The organism is Stenotrophomonas lacuserhaii, from assembly GCF_014836545.1.
Lineage (GTDB): Bacteria > Pseudomonadota > Gammaproteobacteria > Xanthomonadales > Xanthomonadaceae > Stenotrophomonas > Stenotrophomonas lacuserhaii.
In genome coordinates, this window is record NZ_JACSQS010000007.1 from 54,420 (window position 1) to 73,300 (window position 18,881).

General features: G+C 59.2%; 15 protein-coding genes and 1 tRNA gene. 14 read left to right on the forward strand and 2 right to left on the reverse strand.

The features are described from left to right. The first annotated feature begins 7 nt into the window (after positions 1–7). The 12 genes from H9654_RS08685 to H9654_RS17785 all read left to right on the forward strand — a co-directional run bounded on the left by H9654_RS08685 (position 8) and on the right by H9654_RS17785 (position 14,008). Positions 8–814, forward strand: coding sequence for an SPOR domain-containing protein (locus H9654_RS08685; protein ID WP_191770506.1), 807 nt, complete (start codon positions 8–10; stop codon positions 812–814). 45 nt (positions 815–859) lie between these two features. Further along, a tRNA-Thr gene (locus H9654_RS08690) sits at positions 860–935 on the forward strand. A gap of 173 nt (positions 936–1,108) precedes the next feature. Continuing rightward, positions 1,109–2,335 (forward strand): tyrosine-type recombinase/integrase, encoded by a 1,227-nt coding sequence (locus H9654_RS08695; RefSeq protein ID WP_191770507.1) that lies wholly within the window; start codon positions 1,109–1,111, stop codon positions 2,333–2,335. 116 nt (positions 2,336–2,451) lie between these two features. Beyond that, positions 2,452–3,057 (forward strand): restriction endonuclease subunit S, encoded by a 606-nt coding sequence (locus tag H9654_RS08700; RefSeq protein WP_191770508.1) that lies wholly within the window; start codon positions 2,452–2,454, stop codon positions 3,055–3,057. A gap of 22 nt (positions 3,058–3,079) precedes the next feature. After that, positions 3,080–4,606, forward strand: a complete 1,527-nt coding sequence (locus tag H9654_RS08705) for a type I restriction-modification system subunit M (RefSeq protein ID WP_191770585.1) — start codon at positions 3,080–3,082, stop codon at positions 4,604–4,606. Next, positions 4,599–5,756 (forward strand): virulence RhuM family protein, encoded by a 1,158-nt coding sequence (locus H9654_RS08710; protein ID WP_225211953.1) that lies wholly within the window; start codon positions 4,599–4,601, stop codon positions 5,754–5,756. Before H9654_RS08705 ends, H9654_RS08710 begins: the two co-directional genes overlap by 8 nt. Next, a complete protein-coding gene (locus H9654_RS08715) occupies positions 5,746–6,975 on the forward strand; it encodes a restriction endonuclease subunit S (protein WP_191770509.1) in 1,230 nt (409 codons plus the stop codon). Before H9654_RS08710 ends, H9654_RS08715 begins: the two co-directional genes overlap by 11 nt. Continuing rightward, positions 6,972–10,283 (forward strand): type I restriction endonuclease subunit R, encoded by a 3,312-nt coding sequence (locus H9654_RS08720; RefSeq protein ID WP_191770510.1) that lies wholly within the window; start codon positions 6,972–6,974, stop codon positions 10,281–10,283. Before H9654_RS08715 ends, H9654_RS08720 begins: the two co-directional genes overlap by 4 nt. Before the next feature lie 8 nt (positions 10,284–10,291). Next, the gene (locus tag H9654_RS08725) at positions 10,292–11,035 is read left to right on the forward strand and encodes a M48 family metallopeptidase (RefSeq protein ID WP_225211954.1); all 744 of its coding nucleotides are present in this window, start codon (positions 10,292–10,294) and stop codon (positions 11,033–11,035) included. A 326-nt stretch (positions 11,036–11,361) separates the two neighbouring features. Then, entirely contained in the window at positions 11,362–12,168 is an 807-nt protein-coding gene (locus H9654_RS08730; protein WP_225211955.1) for a DUF932 domain-containing protein, read from the forward strand. Between the two features lie 380 nt (positions 12,169–12,548). Then, entirely contained in the window at positions 12,549–13,502 is a 954-nt protein-coding gene (locus H9654_RS08735; protein ID WP_191770511.1) for a DUF932 domain-containing protein, read from the forward strand. Positions 13,503–13,639: 137 nt separating this feature from the next. Beyond that, a complete protein-coding gene (locus tag H9654_RS17785) occupies positions 13,640–14,008 on the forward strand; it encodes a JAB domain-containing protein (RefSeq protein WP_263615079.1) in 369 nt (122 codons plus the stop codon). Positions 14,009–14,051: 43 nt separating this feature from the next. Here the strand turns inward: H9654_RS17785 and H9654_RS08745 are convergent, their stop codons facing one another. Then, positions 14,052–14,276 carry a helix-turn-helix domain-containing protein gene (locus H9654_RS08745; RefSeq protein WP_191770512.1) on the reverse strand — a complete coding sequence of 75 codons (225 nt, stop codon included), beginning with the start codon at positions 14,274–14,276 and terminating at the stop codon, positions 14,052–14,054. A 263-nt stretch (positions 14,277–14,539) separates the two neighbouring features. Here H9654_RS08745 and H9654_RS08750 point away from each other — a divergent pair, with 263 nt between their 5' ends. Beyond that, positions 14,540–14,890, forward strand: coding sequence for a hypothetical protein (locus tag H9654_RS08750; RefSeq protein WP_191770513.1), 351 nt, complete (start codon positions 14,540–14,542; stop codon positions 14,888–14,890). A 507-nt stretch (positions 14,891–15,397) separates the two neighbouring features. After that, complete coding sequence (locus H9654_RS08755; protein WP_191770514.1) at positions 15,398–16,024, forward strand: hypothetical protein; 627 nt, start codon at positions 15,398–15,400, stop codon at positions 16,022–16,024. Positions 16,025–16,240: 216 nt separating this feature from the next. On the opposite strand, the gene H9654_RS08760 is transcribed toward H9654_RS08755, so the two are convergent. Further along, entirely contained in the window at positions 16,241–18,856 is a 2,616-nt protein-coding gene (locus tag H9654_RS08760) for an AAA family ATPase (RefSeq protein ID WP_191770515.1), read from the reverse strand. Positions 18,857–18,881: the final 25 nt, after the last annotated feature.

The following is an 18,881-nucleotide window of genomic DNA, read 5'->3' on the forward strand; positions in this document are numbered from 1 at the left end:
TCGGCAGATGCTGACCCGTGCCCTGATCGTGTTCCTCGTGCTGCTCAACGTAAGCGTCGCCCTGTGGTGGATGCTGCGCGGTGAGCCGGTTGTCCCGGACGTGAAGCTGCCTTCCGGCGTGGCCGAACTGCAACTGGTGGATGCGGCCGTATCGGTGACGGCGCCCTCGCCAACGGCGTCCACCGAGCCGCTGACCGATACCACGCCCACCACGGCCGAACCTGCCGCGGCGGTGGCCGCTTCACCGTCCGGCCAAGCGCCCGCCGTGGCCGAAGCGCGTCCGGCCCCGGTTGCCGCCCCGGCAGTGGCACCGCCTGCACCCGCGCCGGAAACCGTGCCCAGCCCCGCAGCGCCCGAGCGTTGCGTCGCGCTGGGTCCGTTCGCGGACCAGGCCGCCGCCCAAGGCGCGCTGGCCAAGGTCGGTGCGGCACTGACCCGAACGCGCCTGCGCGAACAATCAACGCCCGGCGCCACCTCGCGCTACCGGGTGATGATGCCGCCGGCAGAGAACCGCGAAGCGGCCCAGGTCACCGTGCAACGGATCATCGCCGCCGGCCTGAGCGACTACTACGTGATTGGCCAGGGACCTGACGCCAACGCCATCGCGCTGGGCCAGTACCGCAATCGCGAAGGGGCCGAGCGCCGGCTGGCGGCACTGCGCGCGGCCGGATTCCAGGCCCAGCTCAGTGGTGGCGAAGGCGCCTCCACGTGGTGGCTGCAGGGCGCGCTGGCCGATGGCAAGACCGATCCCGGCCTGCGCCAGCGTAGCGGGGCGGCGCAGCAACGCTCGCTGGACTGCGCTGGTCTGCGGTAGAATCGCCGTGCTTCGCGGCCTGGCCACGAACGCGTCGTACCCCGTGCCGCTTTAGCTCAGTTGGTAGAGCAACTGTCTTGTAAACAGTAGGTCATCCGTTCGATTCGGATAAGCGGCACCATCTTCTGCTCCGCTGGTGTCCACAGACATCCTGCAGGCACAATCAACCAGCTGATATAGCGGGTTTTTCTGTGCCCAAGCGTACATCGAAGTCCAGTGCCATCCGCGCAAGATGGGGGTGCAACTCGGGGTACAAAGGGAATTTCGACTGTCCGGCAGGAGGATGTACCCCAAATGGCTCGTAAGTCCTTGACGGATATGGCGGCCCGAAACGCCAAGGGTAAGGAGAAGCCTTACAAGTTGTCGGCTGGGTCTGGCCTCTATTTACTGGTGATGCCCAACGGCTCCCGGTATTGGAGGATGAAGTACGCCTTTGCTGGCAAGGAAAAGTTGCTCAGCATCGGTGTCTATCCTGAGATCGCGCTCAAGGAGGCGCTGGAGAAGCGAGATGCGGCGCGTGTGCAGCTGCGAGCAGGTCAGGACCCATCCGAAGAAAAGCAGCTCCAGAAGCTCAAGGCGGAGCTCTCCTTGGATGATCGCTTTGAAGCGGTTGCTCTGGAATGGCTGGAGAGCCGAAGGGATCTGGCAGCCAGTACGTGGACCAAGGCCAAGTGGATGCTGGAGACCTACGCCTTCCCTTGGTTGGGGCGACGGCCAATTGATGGCATCAGCACTGCCGAAGTATTGGCAGTACTACGGCGGCTGGAGAGCCAGGACAAGATCGAATCCACACAGCGCCTGCGCCAGATTTGTGGCCAGGTATTCCGGTATGCCGTGGCCACAGGTCGGCTTGATAGAGATCCGACCAGCGCTCTAAGGGGCGCGTTGAAGACTGCCAAGAATCGGCACTATGCCTCGATCACGGAGCCTGCCAAGGTCGGTGAACTGCTCAGGGCAATCGACGGCTATACGGGCCAGTTCACGACACTGTGTGCCTTGAGGCTGGCTCCTTTGGTATTCACCCGTCCTGGGGAGCTCCGAAAGGCCGAGTGGAGCGAGGTCGATCTAGAAGCGCGTCAATGGTGCATCCCCGGCGAGAAGATGAAGATGGGGGTAGCCCATATTGTTCCGCTTTCGCGTCAGGCGGTAGCGATCCTGAGGGAGCTTCAGCCTGTTACAGGAAAAGGTCGCTTCGTGTTCCCATCGATACGTAGCGGTCGTGATCCGATGAGCGAGAACACGGTGAACGCCGCGCTTCGGCGCCTTGGCTATGGCACGGACGATATGACCGGTCATGGCTTCCGTAGCATGGCGTCTACCCTGTTGCATGAGATGGGCTGGACCTCCGATGCCATCGAGCGGCAGTTGGCCCACTCTGAAAGGAATCCCATCAAGGCGGCCTACAACCGTGCTGAGCACCTGCCTGAGCGTAGGGAGATGATGCAGGCGTGGGCTGATTACCTGGACCGCTTGCGTGAAAAGCAGTCCAGGGCTACCCAGCTCTGCGCTAAGCGCGCTTGACCCCCTCCTACCCTTACTCCCAATCGAGTAGCGGTAGGACGGGGGGGGTGTCTGCATCAATTGAGATGATGCAAAAAAACTTGCATTGGCGTTTGTGTCGTGCGAAAGTTTGCATCATGAACATTGATGCAGAAAATTTCATGGTTGGAGAGCTGGTGTCCATTCAAGCGGGCTACCCCTTTCGCGGCTCCATTGAGGAGTCGGTCGATGGTGACGTTCTGGCGGTGCAGATGAGGGATGTTGACCTTGACCATGGGGTCAAATGGTCTGACGTCACGCGCACCACGCTTGCAGGCCGCAAACCACCTGATTGGCTCAAGGCTGGGGACATACTGTTCGTCGCTAAAGGTGCTCGGTTCTATGCCGTATGCATAGATGAGCCATCGAGCCCTGCTGTGTGCAGCCCTCACTTCTTTCTGCTCCGAGTGGCCTCCCAAGGTCTATTGCTGCCTGCTTTCCTGGCGTGGCAAATAAACCAACCGCCATTTCAGCGTCAGCTTCAGCAAGTCGCTGAAGGCAGCAGCCAGTTGAGTATCCGCCGCCCCGTACTGGAATCGCTCACGCTCTGCGTGCCGTCGCTGGTGGATCAGCAACGCATCGTTGCCCTGGCTGACCTTACCCGTCAGGAGCGCCAGGTGCTCAATCAGCTCATTCACAACCGCGAGCAGCAACTTCAAGCGCTCGCAGAGAGTCTTGTGCATGCCGCACAGGCCAGTCACTGAACAACGCAGGAGCTCAAACATCATGAACAGTACAACCACTGAAATCGCCTCCGTCAGCCAGGAAGACATCAATGCCGCTGTCTGGGCCGCCTGTGACACCTTCCGCGGCACCGTGGACCCGAGCATCTACAAGGACTTCGTCCTGACCATGCTGTTCCTCAAGTACGTATCGGATGTCTGGCAAGACCACTATGACGCCTATAAGAAGCAGTACGGTGACCACCCCGAGTTGATCGAGGAAATGCTCAAGAACGAGCGTTTCGTGCTGCCCGCCAGTGCTAGCTTCTATGCTCTGCACACCTTGCGGCACAGCCCTGGCAACGGTGAGCGCATCGACAAGGCCCTGCACGCAATCGAAGAAGCCAGCATCACCAAGCTGCGCGATGTGTTCCAGGACATCAGCTTCAACTCCAACAAGCTGGGCGATGAGCAGCAGAAGAACGACATCCTGCGCCACCTGCTGGAAGACTTTGCCAAGCCCGAGCTGGATCTGCGCCCCAGCCGTGTCGGCCAGCTCGATGTGATCGGTAACGCCTACGAATTCCTCATCAAGAACTTTGCCTCCACCAGCGGCAAAAAGGCGGGCGAGTTCTACACCCCGCCCGAAGTCTCCGCACTGATGGCGCGCCTGATGGCGCCGCAAGAGGGCGATGAAATCTGTGATCCCACCTGCGGTTCCGGGTCGCTGCTGATGAAGTGCGGTCGCCTGATCCGTGAGAACACCGGTTCAGGCAAGTACGCGCTCTATGGGCAGGAAGCCATCGGCAGCACCTGGGCGCTGGCCAAGATGAATATGTTCCTGCATGGCGAGGACAACCACCGTATCGAGTGGGGCGACACCATCCGCAACCCCAAGCTGCTCGACGGTGCCGCCAGTCTCAAGCACTTCGACATAGTGGTGGCCAACCCCCCGTTCAGCCTCGAAAAGTGGGGCTTTGAAGGGGCCGACGCCGACAAGTTCAGCCGCTTCCGGCGGGGCGTGCCGCCACGTACCAAGGGTGATTACGCCTTCATCCTGCACATGATTGAGACCATGAAGCCAGGCACCGGCCGGATGGCGGTGGTTGTTCCGCATGGCGTGCTGTTCCGTGGCGCTGCCGAGGGGCGTATTCGCCAGAAGTTGATCGAAGAGAACCTGCTCGACGTGGTTATTGGCCTGCCCGAAAAACTGTTCTACGGCACCGGCATCCCCGCCGCGGTGCTGGTGTTCCGCAAGAACAAGGCCGACGACAAGGTGCTGTTCATCGACGCTAGCCGCGACTTCGAGGCCGGCAAGAACCAGAACTTGCTGCGCGAAGCTGACCTGCAGCGCATCCTGGATACCGTCGTCACACGGCAAAGCGTGGACAAGTACGCCTACCTCGCCACGCCTGCCGAGATTGCCGAGAACGACTTCAACCTCAACATACCGCGCTATGTGGACACCTTTGAGGAAGAAGCCGAGATCGACCTGGTGGCCGTGCGCAAGGAGCGCGAGCAGCTCAAGGCCGAGCTGGCCAGCCTGGAAGCTCAGATGGCCGTCTACCTGAAGGAGCTGGGCTATGAGTAAAGCGTCAAAACCCAGCAAGCCGACCAAGGCGATGGGTGCATCGGTGGAGTTGCAGGCATCAGCCAGCGCCGAAAGCCAGGGCGAATTCGTTCTCTACACCACAGAAGATGGCCTCACTCGCGTGGAAATGCGGGCCGAGGGCGGCTCGCTGTGGCTCAGCCAGGCAGAAATCGCCACGCTGTTCCAGACCACGCCACAGAACGTCACCCAGCATGTAAAGGCGATCTACGCCGAGGGTGAGGCCGATCCCGAGTCAACTTGTAAGTCCAGCTTACAAGTTCGTCAGGAGGGAGGGAGGCTTGTCCACCGCAATGTGCGCTTCTATAGCCTGGAGGTCATCCTGGCCGTGGGCTACCGGGCGCGCTCAGCACGCGGCACCCAGTTCCGCCAATGGGCCACTGCCCACTTAAGTGAATATCTCCTCAAGGGATTTGTACTCGACGATGTGCGCCTTAAGAACCCGCCTGTGGGTGACTCGGTGCTGCCCGACCGCTTCGGCGAGTTGCTGGAGCGCATTCGTGACATTCGCGCCAGCGAGCGCCGTATGTACCTGCGAGTGCAAGAGATTTTTGCTCTAGCGGCCGACTATGCATCTTCGCTGCCTGAGACCAAGACCTTCTTCCAGGTCATGCAGAACAAGCTGCATTATGCGGTGTCGGGCCAGACCGCCGCCGAGATCATCCGCACCCGCGCCGATCGCACCCAGCCGAACATGGGCCTGACTACCTCCCGTAAGCGGCAGGTGCAGAAAGCTGACGTGGGCGTGGCTAAGAACTATCTGGATGAAAAAGAGATCACCGAGTTGAACCGCATCGTGACTATGTGGCTGGACTTTGCCGAAGACCAGGCAACACGCCGCAAGGAAGTCTTCCTGAAGGACTGGACCGAGAAGCTCGACGCCTTCCTCAGCTTCAACGACCGCCAAGTGCTGGTGGGCGCGGGCAAGGTGTCGCACAAGCAGGCGGTGGCCCATGCACAGAGCGAGTACGAGCAGTTTGCGGCGCAGCGACGTGCCGCACTGGAGGCGGAAGGCGAGGCCTATGCCGTCCGCATGCTCGGTGCGGAATACGCAGATGACAAGTCTATGGCCGAGTTGGGCCAAGTAGCCAAGCGATTGACGAGTAAAAAGGGAGGTCGTGATGCTACCTAAGGAATGGCACCGCTCAACGCTGGGCGAGATTGCCCGTATCACCTCGGGCGGCACGCCCGACCGGAGCAAGCCCGAATACTGGGGTGGTGACATCCCCTGGGTTACGACGGGCGAGATTCAGTTCAACACCATCACTGATACCGGCGAGAAGATCACGGCAGCTGGCCTGCAAAATTCATCGGCCAAGCTGTTCCCGCTCGGCACGTTGCTGATGGCCATGTATGGGCAGGGCAAGACGCGTGGTCAGGTGGCGAAGCTGGGGATTGAAGCTGCTACCAATCAGGCGTGCGCAGCCATCCTACTTAACGATAATAACGACCCTGACTATTTCTTCCAGTACCTGTCCTCGCAATACGAAGAGATTCGCGAGTTGGGTAATGCGGGAACCCAGAAGAATCTAAGCGGTGGCATCCTCAAAGGGGTACTCGTTCCTGTGCCGCCTTATCGTGAGCAGCGTCGAATCGCCCAAGTCCTCACCACCTGGGATCAAGCCATTGCCACTGCGGAGCGGCTGCTGGCGAACAGCCAGCGGTGCACCCGTGACCTGATGGCGTCTATTTTGTCAGGCCGCCGCCGTTTTCGTGAGTTCACGGATAAATGGCGTTATGTAGATCTCGATGCCGTCTTTGTGCGGATTACGCGCAAGAACAGCACGCAGAACACCAATGTGTTGACGATCTCGGCGGAGCATGGGCTCATCAGTCAACGCGACTATTTCAACAAGTCCGTCGCCAGTGCCAACCTCAGCGGCTACACGCTGCTGCATCGGTATGACTTCGCCTACAACAAGAGCTACTCGGCTGGCTACCCGATGGGGGCAATCAAACCGCTGTTGTCCTATGACGCAGGTGTAGTGTCGAGTCTCTACCTATGCTTCAGGATGCGCAGCGACGTGGACGCCGATTTCGACTTCTTCCGTCATTACTTTGAAGCAGGCTTGCTGGATCAGGAGATTGAAGGCATCGCTCAAGAAGGTGCGCGAAATCATGGCCTGCTGAACGTGAGCGTGACCGATTTCTTCAAACTGCAGCTCCACATTCCCACCGCGCCAGAACAGCGACGCATTGCTGAGGCCATCAACGTCGCGAGGGCAGATGAAGCACGGCTGAAAGCTCAAGTGCAGGCATTGCGTCAAGAAAAAGCTGCCCTCATGTCCCAGCTCCTGACCGGCAAGCGCCGCGTCAAGTTGACGGTCAGCGAAACAGAGGTGCAGGCATGAACAGCACGCCCAACTCCCGCGAGCAGTACAGCGCCCACTTGCCCGCGCTGCACCTGCTGTGCAACCTGGGCTGGAACTTTCTGACCACCGCCCAGACGCTGACCCTGCGCGGCAGCACGCGCGAGGTGCTGCTCAAGCCCCGGCTGATCGAGGTGCTGCAAACCCGGCGCTACGAATACAAGGGCCAGTGGTACCCGCTGTCGCCCAGCGGCATCGACCAGATCGTGCGGGAGTTGTCGGCACTCAGCCTGGCTGAAGGGCTGATGCCCGCCAATGAGCGGCTGTATGGCAGGCTGGCGCTGGGCATCACGGTGACGGAGTTCATGCCCGATGGCAAAAAGTACCAGCCCACCATTCCCGTGATCGACTGGGCTGACGCGAATGCCAACCGCTGGGATGTGACCGAAGAGCTGGAAGTGCTGACAGCACAGGGCACGCACCACCGCACGCCGGATGTGGTGGCGTATGTGAACGGCATCCCGCTGGTGGTGATCGAAGCCAAGCGGCCGGAGTCGGGCGGCGGCAGCCACCCCGCCAAGGCGATGGTGACGGAGGGCATCAGCCAACACCTGCGCAACCAGCGGCCAGACGAGATTCCCAATCTATTTGCCTATGCCCAGCTGCTGCTGTCCATAAGCCAGACCGAAGGGCGCTACGGCACCACGCACACGGCGGCCAAGTTCTGGGCCAAGTGGCGGGAGGAGGAGTTCGAAGACGCCCACATGCAAGCGCTCAAGAACCAGGCGCTGAAGCCGGATGTGCGCACTGCGCTGTTCGAGGGCAAGCCTGCCGCGCTGGCGGCGTACTTCGACACGCTATGGTGCGCCCCCATGCAGGCCACCGAGCAGGACCGCTTGCTGGTGAGCCTGTTGACCCCGGCACGGCTGCTCGAATTCCTGCGCGGCTATGTGCTCTTCGACCGCAAGGTGGGCAAGATCGTTGCCCGCTACCAGCAGTTCTTTGGCATCCGTGCACTGCTGGCCCGCATCAGTCAGAAGAAGCCCGAATCGCAAGGTGGCGGCCGCGAGGGTGGCGTGGTGTGGCACACAACAGGCTCGGGCAAGAGCTTCACCATGGTGTTTCTGACCAAGGCACTGCTGTTGGTGGATGCCTTGAAAGAATGCCGCCTGGTGGTGGTGACCGATCGAATTGACTTGGAAACCCAGCTCGCCCGCAACTTCATGACCGGCGGGGCCTTTGGCTCCAGCATCGCCACGCAAAAGGACGGGGAAAAGAGCCGGACTCTGTCTGGTCGTGACCTGGCCCAGCGTATCGGTAAAGGCACAGAGCGCATCACCTTCACGCTGGTGCACAAGTTCAACACGGCATCCAAGCTGCCGGAGTGCCGCAACGACTCGGCCGACATGATTGTGCTCGTGGACGAAGGCCACCGCAGCCATGGCGGTGAAACGCATGAGCGCATGAAGAAGGCACTGTCCAAGGCGGCCTATATCGCCTTCACCGGCACCCCGTTGCTCAAGGACGAAAAGACGGCCAGTAAGTTCGGCCCCATCGTGCATGCCTACACCATGCAGCGCGCGGTGGAGGATGAAACCGTGGCCCCGCTACTGTACGAAGAGCGCGTGCCTGAGTTGGACATCAACGAAGAGGCGGTGAACCGCTGGTTCGAGAAGATCACCAGCAACCTCAGCGATGCCCAGCGCACCGACCTGAAAAAAAAGTTCGCCAAGAAGGGCGCCATCTACGGTGCAGCCAACCGCATTGAGTTGATTGCCTGGGACGTCGCCACCCACTTCAACGAGAACATCAAAAAGCTGGATCTTGGCCTGAAGGGACAGATTGCCACCGACAGCAAGGTCGACGCCATTCGCTACAAGAAGGCGCTGGACGAAACCGGCTTGGTGACCAGTGCGGTGGTGATCTCGGCCCCGGACACGCGTGAAGGCAATTCCGATGTGGACGAGGACACACTGCCCGAGGTGCAAAAGTGGTGGAAGCAAGCCATGGCCACCTGCGGCACCGATGCCGAGACCTATGAGAAGCAGGTGGTCAGTGACTTTGGTACTGACGGTGCCCCTGACCTGCTGATCGTTGTAGACAAGCTGCTGACGGGCTTTGATGAGCCCCGCAACACGGTGCTGTACATCGACAAGCCCCTAAAAAGACACAACCTGATTCAGGCCGTGGCCCGCGTCAACCGTCTGCATGACGCCAAGCGCTACGGCGTATTGGTGGACTATCGAGGGATCTTGAAGGAACTCGACACCGCCATCCGCTCCTACCAGGACTTGGAAGCTCGCACGCAAGGCGGCTTTGATATCAGCGACCTGGAGGGCCTGTACCGACAGTTCAACACGGAGTACAAGCGCCTGCCTGCTTTGCACGATGCGCTGTGGTCGTTCTTCGAGTCCGTAACTAACAAACTCGACAGCGAGCAGTACCGGCAGGTACTGGCACCGAAATTTGTGAAGGGTAGCGACGGCGAGGAGTATGACGAGCGGCAGAAGCTGCGAGACGACTTCTACGAGGCACTGACAGCCTTTGGTCTGTGCTTGCAGACGGCGCTTTCATCCCGCAGCTTCTTCGAGGACAAGAGCTCTTCTGAAGCGCAGATCGCCCGGTACAAGGCTGATCTACGCTTCTTCACCGAGTTACGCCAGATCGCCCGTCGTGATGCGATGGAGACGGTAGATTACAGCGTCTATGAAGAGCAAATCCGAAAGCTGGTAGACAAACAGGTCATCGGAACGGAAGTACGCGATCCTGATGGCGTCTATCTAGTGCACCAATTGGGGATGGCGGAAGACCCAAAGGACTGGTCGGAAGAGAAAACGCGCAACGAGACGGACATGATCCGTACCCGGCTACGCAAAACCATCGAGCAGGAACTGGCAGCCGACCCCTATGCACAGAAGGTGTTTGGCGAGCTTCTGCGTCAGGCCATAGCTGAAGCGGAGGCCATGTTCGACCATCCGTTGAAGCAGTACGCCCTGTTCAAGTCATTTGAAGAAAAGCTGGAGGCCCGTTCCACCCCGGACTTGCCGGATGCTTTGGCAGACAAGCCGAATGCCAAGGCTTACTTTGGTGCAATGCGCCTCGTGCTGGGGGATGACGCCTTTGCAGAATTGAGTGGAGATTCGAAGGACAGGCTTGTACAGCAAGCGATTGCGATGGACGCAGTGGTGCGCGACGCGGTTGCAGAGAACTCACTCAATCCACAGAACATAGAGACAGCCATACGGAAGGGCTTGTTGCCGCTTCTGTTTGGTACGCTGGGCCTGGACAATGCCAAGCATGTGGTAGAACAAGTCATCCAGATAACGCGTATCGGTTTGTTGAGGTCTTAAGCATTCCGATGTGTAAAAAAATATCAGAGCATCGCTTTGCCTATGGCGATGAAATCATTGCGTTTCATCTGCGTCGGCAGCCATCACGGTCAGTGACGAGCGTCGCCATTCATGTGGAGCCAGACGCACGCGTTCTGGTGGATGCCCCCGATACGGCACCATTGGCAGAAGTTTTGGCTGCGGTGAAAAAACGTGCGCGTTGGATTAGCCAGCATGTCAGTTCTGTCAGGGGGCGACTGGCTCATGTCCTGCCTAGAGAGTACGTGAGTGGTGAATCATTGCACTACCTGGGCCGGCGTTATCGCCTGAAAGTTGCTATCGACGCAGTCTCAAAGGCCCAGGCTAGGATGCGGGGTGCTTTCATCGTCGTGACGACACCAGAGCAAGCCCCAGCCACGATCAAAAAAGCGTTGGATGCCTGGTATCGCCAGCGAGCGCGGGAGGTATTTGCTGACCGGCTTGCGGTAGTTTCAACTCCCCTCCGGTGGGTCAAGCAGCATCCATCAACACGCCTGCAGTTCATGACTGTGCAATGGGGAAGTTGCTCACCCTTGGGCCGCATCACACTGAACCCGCTGCTGGTGAAGGCTCCACGTGAGTGCATCGACTACGTGCTGCTTCACGAGTTGTGTCACCTCCTTCACCACAATCACAGTCCAAAGTTCTATCGGACACTTGATCGACACATGCCGAACTGGAGAGCTGTCAAGGAGAAGCTCGACAACATGGCTGAGGAAGTATTTCGAATCTAGTGTGATAGTGGCTGGGGTTTCAGTTATTCAAAATAATTTCAAACACATATTACCCTGAAGATGCCAGTGGTTAATGGCTTCGCGTGTATATGCTCCGCTATGACGCATCTGCTTTGAGGGTGGGTTGATGAGTGAAAAATCCGATTGCCTGTATTGCGTGTTTGTAGTTATTGCAGCAGTCGCTACGGCAGTAGCCAGCTGCGTGCTGTCAGGTGAAGCTGACGGCGCGTAGTTCTACAAATAAGAAATTACCTACATGCACAAGCACAAGGCCCGGGATCTCCCGGGCCTTGTGCTTTTGTGTCTTGTGAAATGAGGAGGTATTTATGCATCTTGTTCAGACGATGGCCTATGCCGGCGCTACGCCCTGGCATGGACTGGGTAACAGGTTGGAACGGCAGCAGCCCATAGAGGTGTGGAAGCAGCAAGCCGGGATGGATTGGCAGATCGAAGACTCAGACGTGCGTTTCATCACGGGCAGTAATGCCGTCGGTGCCATCCACTCCTTCCCGGAGCAGAAGGTGTTGTATCGCTCTGATACCAGGGAGCCACTAGCAGTCGTCTCCAAGCGGTTCAAGGTGGTCCAGCCGGGAGAGATCCTGGAGTTCTACCGTGAACTGACACAGCACAGCGGCTTTGAGCTGGAGACGGCAGGGGTACTCAAGGGCGGCAAAAAGTTCTGGGCCATGGATCGGACGGGGCAGAGCACGTCGCTCAAAGGTCGTGACAAGGTGGAGGGCTATCTGTTGTTGGCCACTGCTTGCGATGGCACTCTGGCCACGACGGCGCAATTCACGTCGGTACGTGTGGTGTGCAACAACACCCTGCAGATCGCTCTGGGAGACAGCAGTGGAGCCATCAAGGTTCCGCACCGCAGTCAGTTCGACCCGGATGCAGTGAAGCGTCAGCTGGGGATCACCGTTTCGACATGGGACGGCTTTGTAGACCGGCTGAAGGCTCTTTGCGAGCGATCAGTAGACCCGGATACGGTCGATGGTCTGCTTCGTCGAGTGCTGACCTACCCAGGGCAGGGTGCTTCGGCTGAGGTCGTCAACGAACAGGCTCTGGCCAGCGTCCGTGCGCTGTATGAAGGGCGAGGGGCGAGACTGCGCGCTGCCCTGACTGCTGGCTAGCATTGGTATTGAAGGCGTCGGTGTGCGCAGCCACCCAAGATCTAGTTTGCTGCGACGACGGAACATCTCTCTTCGACTTAAAAAGTTTTCAGACACATACCACCCCAGTGAGATCCGTGGAGATCGGTCTCGCGTTAGGGGCTCCGCTTAGCAGCCTCCTTTAAGGTGGTCTTTATGACGGAAAGCAAAGTTGAACTGCTCTACTGCGTGATGGTAGTCGCCACGGGCGTCGTGGCTGGGATCCTGAAATCCTCCAACCCATCGCCGTGCATCAGATGCGGAGTCTTTTCCCGCACCTAGCTATTAGCCACAGTGACCAGCACAAGGCCCGGCTCGTCCGGGCCTTGTGCATTTATGACCCTGAGACAAGAGGTAGTGATATGCATCTGATCGATACGATGGCCTACACAGGCCAGACACCCTGGCATGGTCTAGGCAACAAGTTGAGCGAACAGCAGCCCATCGAGGTGTGGAAGCAAAAGGCCGGCATGGACTGGCAGATCGAGGAGTCCCCCGTTAGGTTTGCCGCAGAAGGACAGGGCACTGAGCCGCTCAACGCGTTTCCGGGCAACAAGGTCCTCTATCGCTCCGACACGAAGGCGCCCTTGGCGGTTGTATCCGATCGCTACCAGGTAGTACAGCCTGGTGAGATCCTAGAGTTCTACCGGGATCTGACGCGAGACAACGGCTTCAAGCTGGAAACTGCCGGCGTTCTACGGGAGGGGCGCAAGTTCTGGGCCCTAGCGAGGACTGGGCAGAGCACCATGCTGAAGGGGCGGGACAAAGTGGATGGCTATCTGCTTTTAGCCACCGCCTGTGACGGAACGCTAGCCACGACTGCACAGTTCACCTCTGTCAGGGTGGTCTGCAACAACACCCTGTCAGTAGCCGTCCGGGAGTCAGAGGGCGCTATCAAGGTCCCACACCGAAGCCATTTCGACCCGGAGCTGGTCAAGCGACAGCTTGGCATCACCGTCGCGGCCTGGGACGGATTTGTCGAGCGTATGAAGGCACTAGTTGAGTGCCCTGTCGATCCGGACTCAGTGGACGGTCTGTTGCGTCGCGTACTGACCTATCCGGCACCCAATGCATCCCCTGTGGTCAATGAGCGGGCAGTCTCACACGTGCGTGGCTTGTTCGAAGGTGGCGGGCTAGGGGCGCATTCTGCTTCTAGTCGCGGCACGGCGTGGGGGCTTCTCAATGGCATCACTGAGTACGTCGACCACCATCGGCGCGCCCGCAGTGACGACCACCGCAAGGATGCCGCCTGGTTTGGTGAGGGCGCGCGCCTCAAGCGTCGGGCGTGGGAAGAGATGCTGGAGCTCGTTGCATGATGCGGGCCCGGCTAGGTGGCCTCGTAACCGAGGGTGACCAGGCAGGGCTTGAGAAACGCGCAAGGGCACGGGACGACAAGGCCGTCGCTCGTGCCCTGCGTATTCTCGAGCGGCGTGCTCAAGCACCCGGCCTCTTGATGGGGGACGCTGTGACTTGCGGGTCGTTCTTCAGACTGCGCTTAGGCGGAGAGGTTCGCGAGCACTTTGAGGTCGCATTTCTCAACAGGAAGAACTGCCTAATCGCTGTAGAACGCTTGTTCTCGGGAACGATCGATGGAGCCCAGATATCGCCCAGGATCGTGGCGCAGCGAGCCCTAGCCCTGAACGCCGCCGCGGCGATCGTGGCGCATAACCATCCGAGCGGAGATCCCGAGCCTTCAGAAGCTGATCGTCTAGTGACGACTCAACTGAGGAGCGTTCTTAGGATGGTCGATGTGACGCTTTTGGACCATTTCGTCATCACTTCGACTGGAGCCGTTTCACTTGCCGCGCGAGGGGTTTGCTAGCCGCTATGACGCCGGTGGTGACGCATTTGACCCTTTCTTGACGCTAGTCGAGCAGAGATCCGGGACGCACGCCGAGTGCAACCGCAATGCGTTCAATGTTGTAGATCGTCACGTTCTTCTCTCCCCGCTCGATCATACCGACGTAGGTTCTGTGGACGCCTGCCGCTTCAGCAAGCTCCTCCTGTGATAGCCCACGCTCCTTCCTTAGCCGACGCACATTGGCGGCGAACAGAGAGACAAGTCGCGTTTCATTAGCTCCTCGGGCCATCGCCTGATGGTCCCGGTTTGAATACTGTGATTCGACATACTACGATTAGCGTGCGTGCGGTTTTTCGCTGCGACGGCGGATCCGCAGGCTGCTAAACCTCGGAACTAAGCGGATGCCCGACAAGTGATAGCTCACGTCGTCCGCCGTTCTGTAGCCCTGTAGTCCGAATCATCTTGTAACAACGTTTGCCCTAGTGGTGGGCCGCTGACCAGCACCAAATGCATCAAAGATCTGCGTTTTACACAACCAAGGAGAAACACCGCGTGGGCGTTCTTTTCTACAACCTACTTCTCACCTTCTTCATCATTCCCATCACAATCCGGGCCTTCCTTAGCCTTAAGCGCGGGCGCCACCCGCTCCCACACTTCCAGAACAATGTGGTCGTAAATCGGATCAAGCTGGAGAAGGCGATCGGCATGTTCTCGCCGATCATCTTCTGGGTCTTCCATATCTCCCTGTTGCTTTGGAACTTCTACATCGATGCGTGGCTTGGCGTGATAGTCATCGCGACGTACATGGTGGCCAGTTCAATGCTTTCGGCCCAGATCAAAGCCAAGCAAATCGGCGTCATTCCCGAAAGCGCAGGCGTGGTCGGCAACGACACTCAGAGTTAAGCCGCTCAGTTCGCTCTTTCGCTACGGCGTCCTCGCGGCGCCGTGGAGTGCGGCCCGACGAACTTCACCTTCACAATGAATCAAAAGCCGTCCATTCGGAGGCGCTATGAAAAAAAACGGTAGATGAGCAACGGGTCGAGTGGGCTCTTAGTATGGCGGCGGAGCTGTGGGCTCGAATAAGAGAGCTTGAAGCCTCCTCCCAGCCCCACTGGCGTGCTCTGGCGCGACAGAGAGCCAGCGTCGACTGTCTGATAAGAGAGGCTGCCTACTTCGAACGAATCGCTTCGGCGATCGAGCTCCGGAACGCAATCGACGATCTGGCTCCGTTCTGACATTCCAGGACGCGCCAGAAGGTGGCGGTGTAAGGCGAGGTAAGCCGTGAAGGAATGCAGGCCAAATTCTGCGGGGAGCCGGATGTTAGACCGCGCAAGCCCGATCCCTGCGCATATCGGTGATCACACGATCTAAGCCCCACAGGACTGGGTAGTACAATCAAGAGGAAACAAGATGAGCATGGATGGCAGGGCTCTCCTGGCCGCGCTAGCTGTAGCAATGTTGCTCGGCTGCAACAAGGAAAATCATGACGTTACCCCTTCGGGTGCCACCAACCTAGAAGGGTGCCCAGTCCCGGCTGGTATCCAGTGGGCGGATGCAGAGGCGATTCGATGTGATCAAAGCGTGGTTAGAAGTCCGCCATTGGAGTCGGCGGAGGCTGCACGCACGCTGCTCATATCGGACGAAGATGTCATCGATGCGGCCGTAGCAAAGGAGGCTGAGAAATCTGAAGGAGCCACCGAATACAGGGAAGCTCGAAAGTTGACCGAGGGCGATCTGACTGGCGATGGCAGTTCGGAATTGGTGGTGCTCTTCACCTTGGAGGGTGTCGGTGGCGGGAACGGCGCTGACGGCTTCCTGGCGGCCTTCCAGCGCGATTCGAGCGGCCAATTAAGTGCGGCCGACACCCTTCCAGTGGCCGGATACGGCGGGTCAGCTCAAGACGTTCGGATCGAGGCAGGCGACGCGCTTGTGAAGTTGCTAGTGCAAGGGCCGGATGATCCGGCCTGTTGTCCTTCAGAGGAATTGGAAGGACGCTACGTTCTGCACCAGGGTAGGTGGCTGCAAGTGCAGCCTTGAGTGGGCCCTGAGTCTGTGTAAGGAAGGATGAAATGGCCAGAGACAGAAGAGCTTAGCTCTTCTGTCTCTGGCCAAGATCTGTGATATTTCTTCTTTAAGCTAGGCTTGGCAAGGCGCTTGATCACAGAGAGCGAGGTCCTGCTCGGATTCTTTCCTCTATAACCACTTAGAGTATTGTCCCATCGATTATGGTGCGCGCATGGGTGAAGGGTGTTATCAACCTCTGCGTCTGCGAATTTGGTTGAACAGCGCATTCACTGCATCGATGTCCTGAAGCAGCTCGGCTGGCTGCGTCACTGCGCGCTGCTGACCCGCTGCGTGAGAATGTGCCCTGACGTTTCGGCAGCACTTATCGTGTAGGCGCTGAACCTCGCGGTACTCGGCCTCCTCCACGATCATCACGCCGTCGAGTCGCCCGACTGAGATGTTGTCGCGGAACCGCACGACGGTCTCATTCAGAATCGTGTCTTCGATTCCGACCTCGATCGTCACCCGAAGGTCGTCATAGGCGTTGCGGATCGAAATCCGTTCGTCGTCCCCCGGCGGATTGTTGAACTGGGCGGCTATTCGTTGGTGGTCGATGCGATGGTGTGCGATGCGCTCGCGGTGCCGACGCAGGTCGTAAGGCAAACCTGCGTCGATGTACCCGGGACCCGTTCCACGATACGTGATCGACTTCACGCTAGGTGCCAGCCCGGCATCTTGGCAAAGCGTGGTCAGCTCCCCGAAGAACACCGCGTCGTGAGTGAAGACGATGACTTGCCGCACGGCGGACTCTTCGACGATCCTTTTCGCCACGGCGGTTCGGTGGTTGTGGTCCAAACTCGAAACCGGGTCGTCGAACACGATCCCGGAACCGGAACCCGACTGCTGAAGTTCCGCGAAGAAGTACGCAAGTGCACACATGCGCTGCTCGGCCTCGCTGAGCACTAGATGCGGGTCGAGACGACTATCGGGAAGGAGAATGCCGAGACGAACTGACCCGACGTCGCCGGTTGAACGGACCCCGGCGCGAATATGGTAGAGATCAAGCTTCCTGAGCTCGTCGTTCACCCTCCCGGCTAGTGCTTCACTGAGGTAGGTCTTGGCGAGCTGGCCTGCAACCTGAGTGATTGGGCGTGTATTGCCGATATCCTCAAGGCACTTCTCAAGTTTGGCCTTAACTCCAAGACTGCCGACCACATGGGCGATGCTGTCTATGTGTTCTGAAAGCAGTCGCCGCGCATCTAGTTCCTTAAGACGAAGCCGCTTCGCTGCCAGTACTTCCGTGTTGAGGTTGGCGCGCAACGTGGTCGCCTCGACGCGCAAGTTGTCCGCGATCTGGCGGATCGAATCGGCCGGATCTGCGCCACGGTACGTAGGCCTGTCCTGCCATTTCCCGTTCGCCACCGCGGTTCTGAGCCACTCAAGACGCGAGAGCAGGTCCTCCTGAAAGATCCGGATTTCGTTAGGCAGCGTCTCAATGCGCTCTTGCAGGCTGTCCGAGATGACCTGGGAGACGGTGAACGCGACCGTCGCGTGCCCAACGTCGCGCAGGAGCTGTTGCCAAGAGGTGCGCGCAGCCTGGGCGGCTCCTGATGCTGTGTCCCGGACATAGCGATCAAAGCGCTGCAAACGATCCTTCGTCGCCTGCGTCAATTCCTGCTGGCAAAGCACGCATTGCGCACCTTCGCCGGTAACCGGGAAGGCTTGGTCCGTATATGCCGCGCCAGTTGAATAATCGCGCGCGGCATTAAACAGGAGCGCCCAGAGGCCTTGACCCGTGCCGGGAAGCAGCGGTGTGGCATCTTCGGCTTGCAATAGACCCGAAGCGGCTCGCTCGGCCGCCTCGGCCTCCAGCAGCGTTCGATGAGCCAACTGCCCGGCGTCGATCGCATCGTCGGACACGACGCCGGCAGCAGTTGCCATGGCGTTGACCAAGTCGTAGACCTGCGTCGCGGCATTGTCCAGCAGCGTCGCTTTGGCCGTGGGGTCCGCCTCGCTGATCGCCTGCGGCAGGCGTGCAAGCTCCGCTTGCTCGTCGACTGTGAGAGCGGCAACGGTGCGCGCCCGCACTAGATCTGTTGCGGCGCTGATCGGATGCACTGCCCGGCCAGCATCTGTTTCGGCGGGAATGACGTTGAATGGCATCACGTCCACCGCGAGCCCGGCGATCTCAGCTAGAAGCTGTGGACGCAGTGCCTGATTGAGGCCGTTAGCCAGTTGCTGAAGATAGGTCAGGGCGACCGGCTGGAAGGTAGCCGTCTCCCGCGCCTGAAGGTAGTGGCGCGCGCAGTCGCCATCGAACACCGATATGCCCCGGAGTTCGGCTCTCGGGACGTGGCCGCGTTGACCGCTCCACAGCGCCTGATCCGGGGTGCCGTCCAGCTCGAAGGCGATGGTGGCGCTCGGCGTGAGCTGCGAGAAGTTCGGGTCGTAGGCATTGGCATAGACAATGCCAGGGCTTCTAGCGCGGCACGCCTGCTTCAGTACACGTGCATAGCCAGATTTACCGGTGCCGTTGCCGCCGTACGCGATAGTGAGTCCCTGTGATTGGAAGTCCAAGGTCTGGTCGCTTGGGATCTTTCCGACATTTACCAAGGTGTGCAGGGACGTGAGCACCACGATTGCGTCCTGATTTGCCTCGGCAGGAAAATGATCCTCGGCGAAGGGGATGGGTCGCGGCGGAGGGTCTAACGCGCTGTCCATTCCGTGGTGCTGCTTCGCAAGATCGAGAATCTCGCTCAGATCGCCATCGTCCCATTTTCCTTGAGCGCACAGGCGCCGTAAAGCGTCCTGGCGCCAAGGCGGCAGCCTCTCCGCCCACGCCAGAACATCTTCATAAATCGCCATGTCGTAACCTCCGAATTGCCCGGAA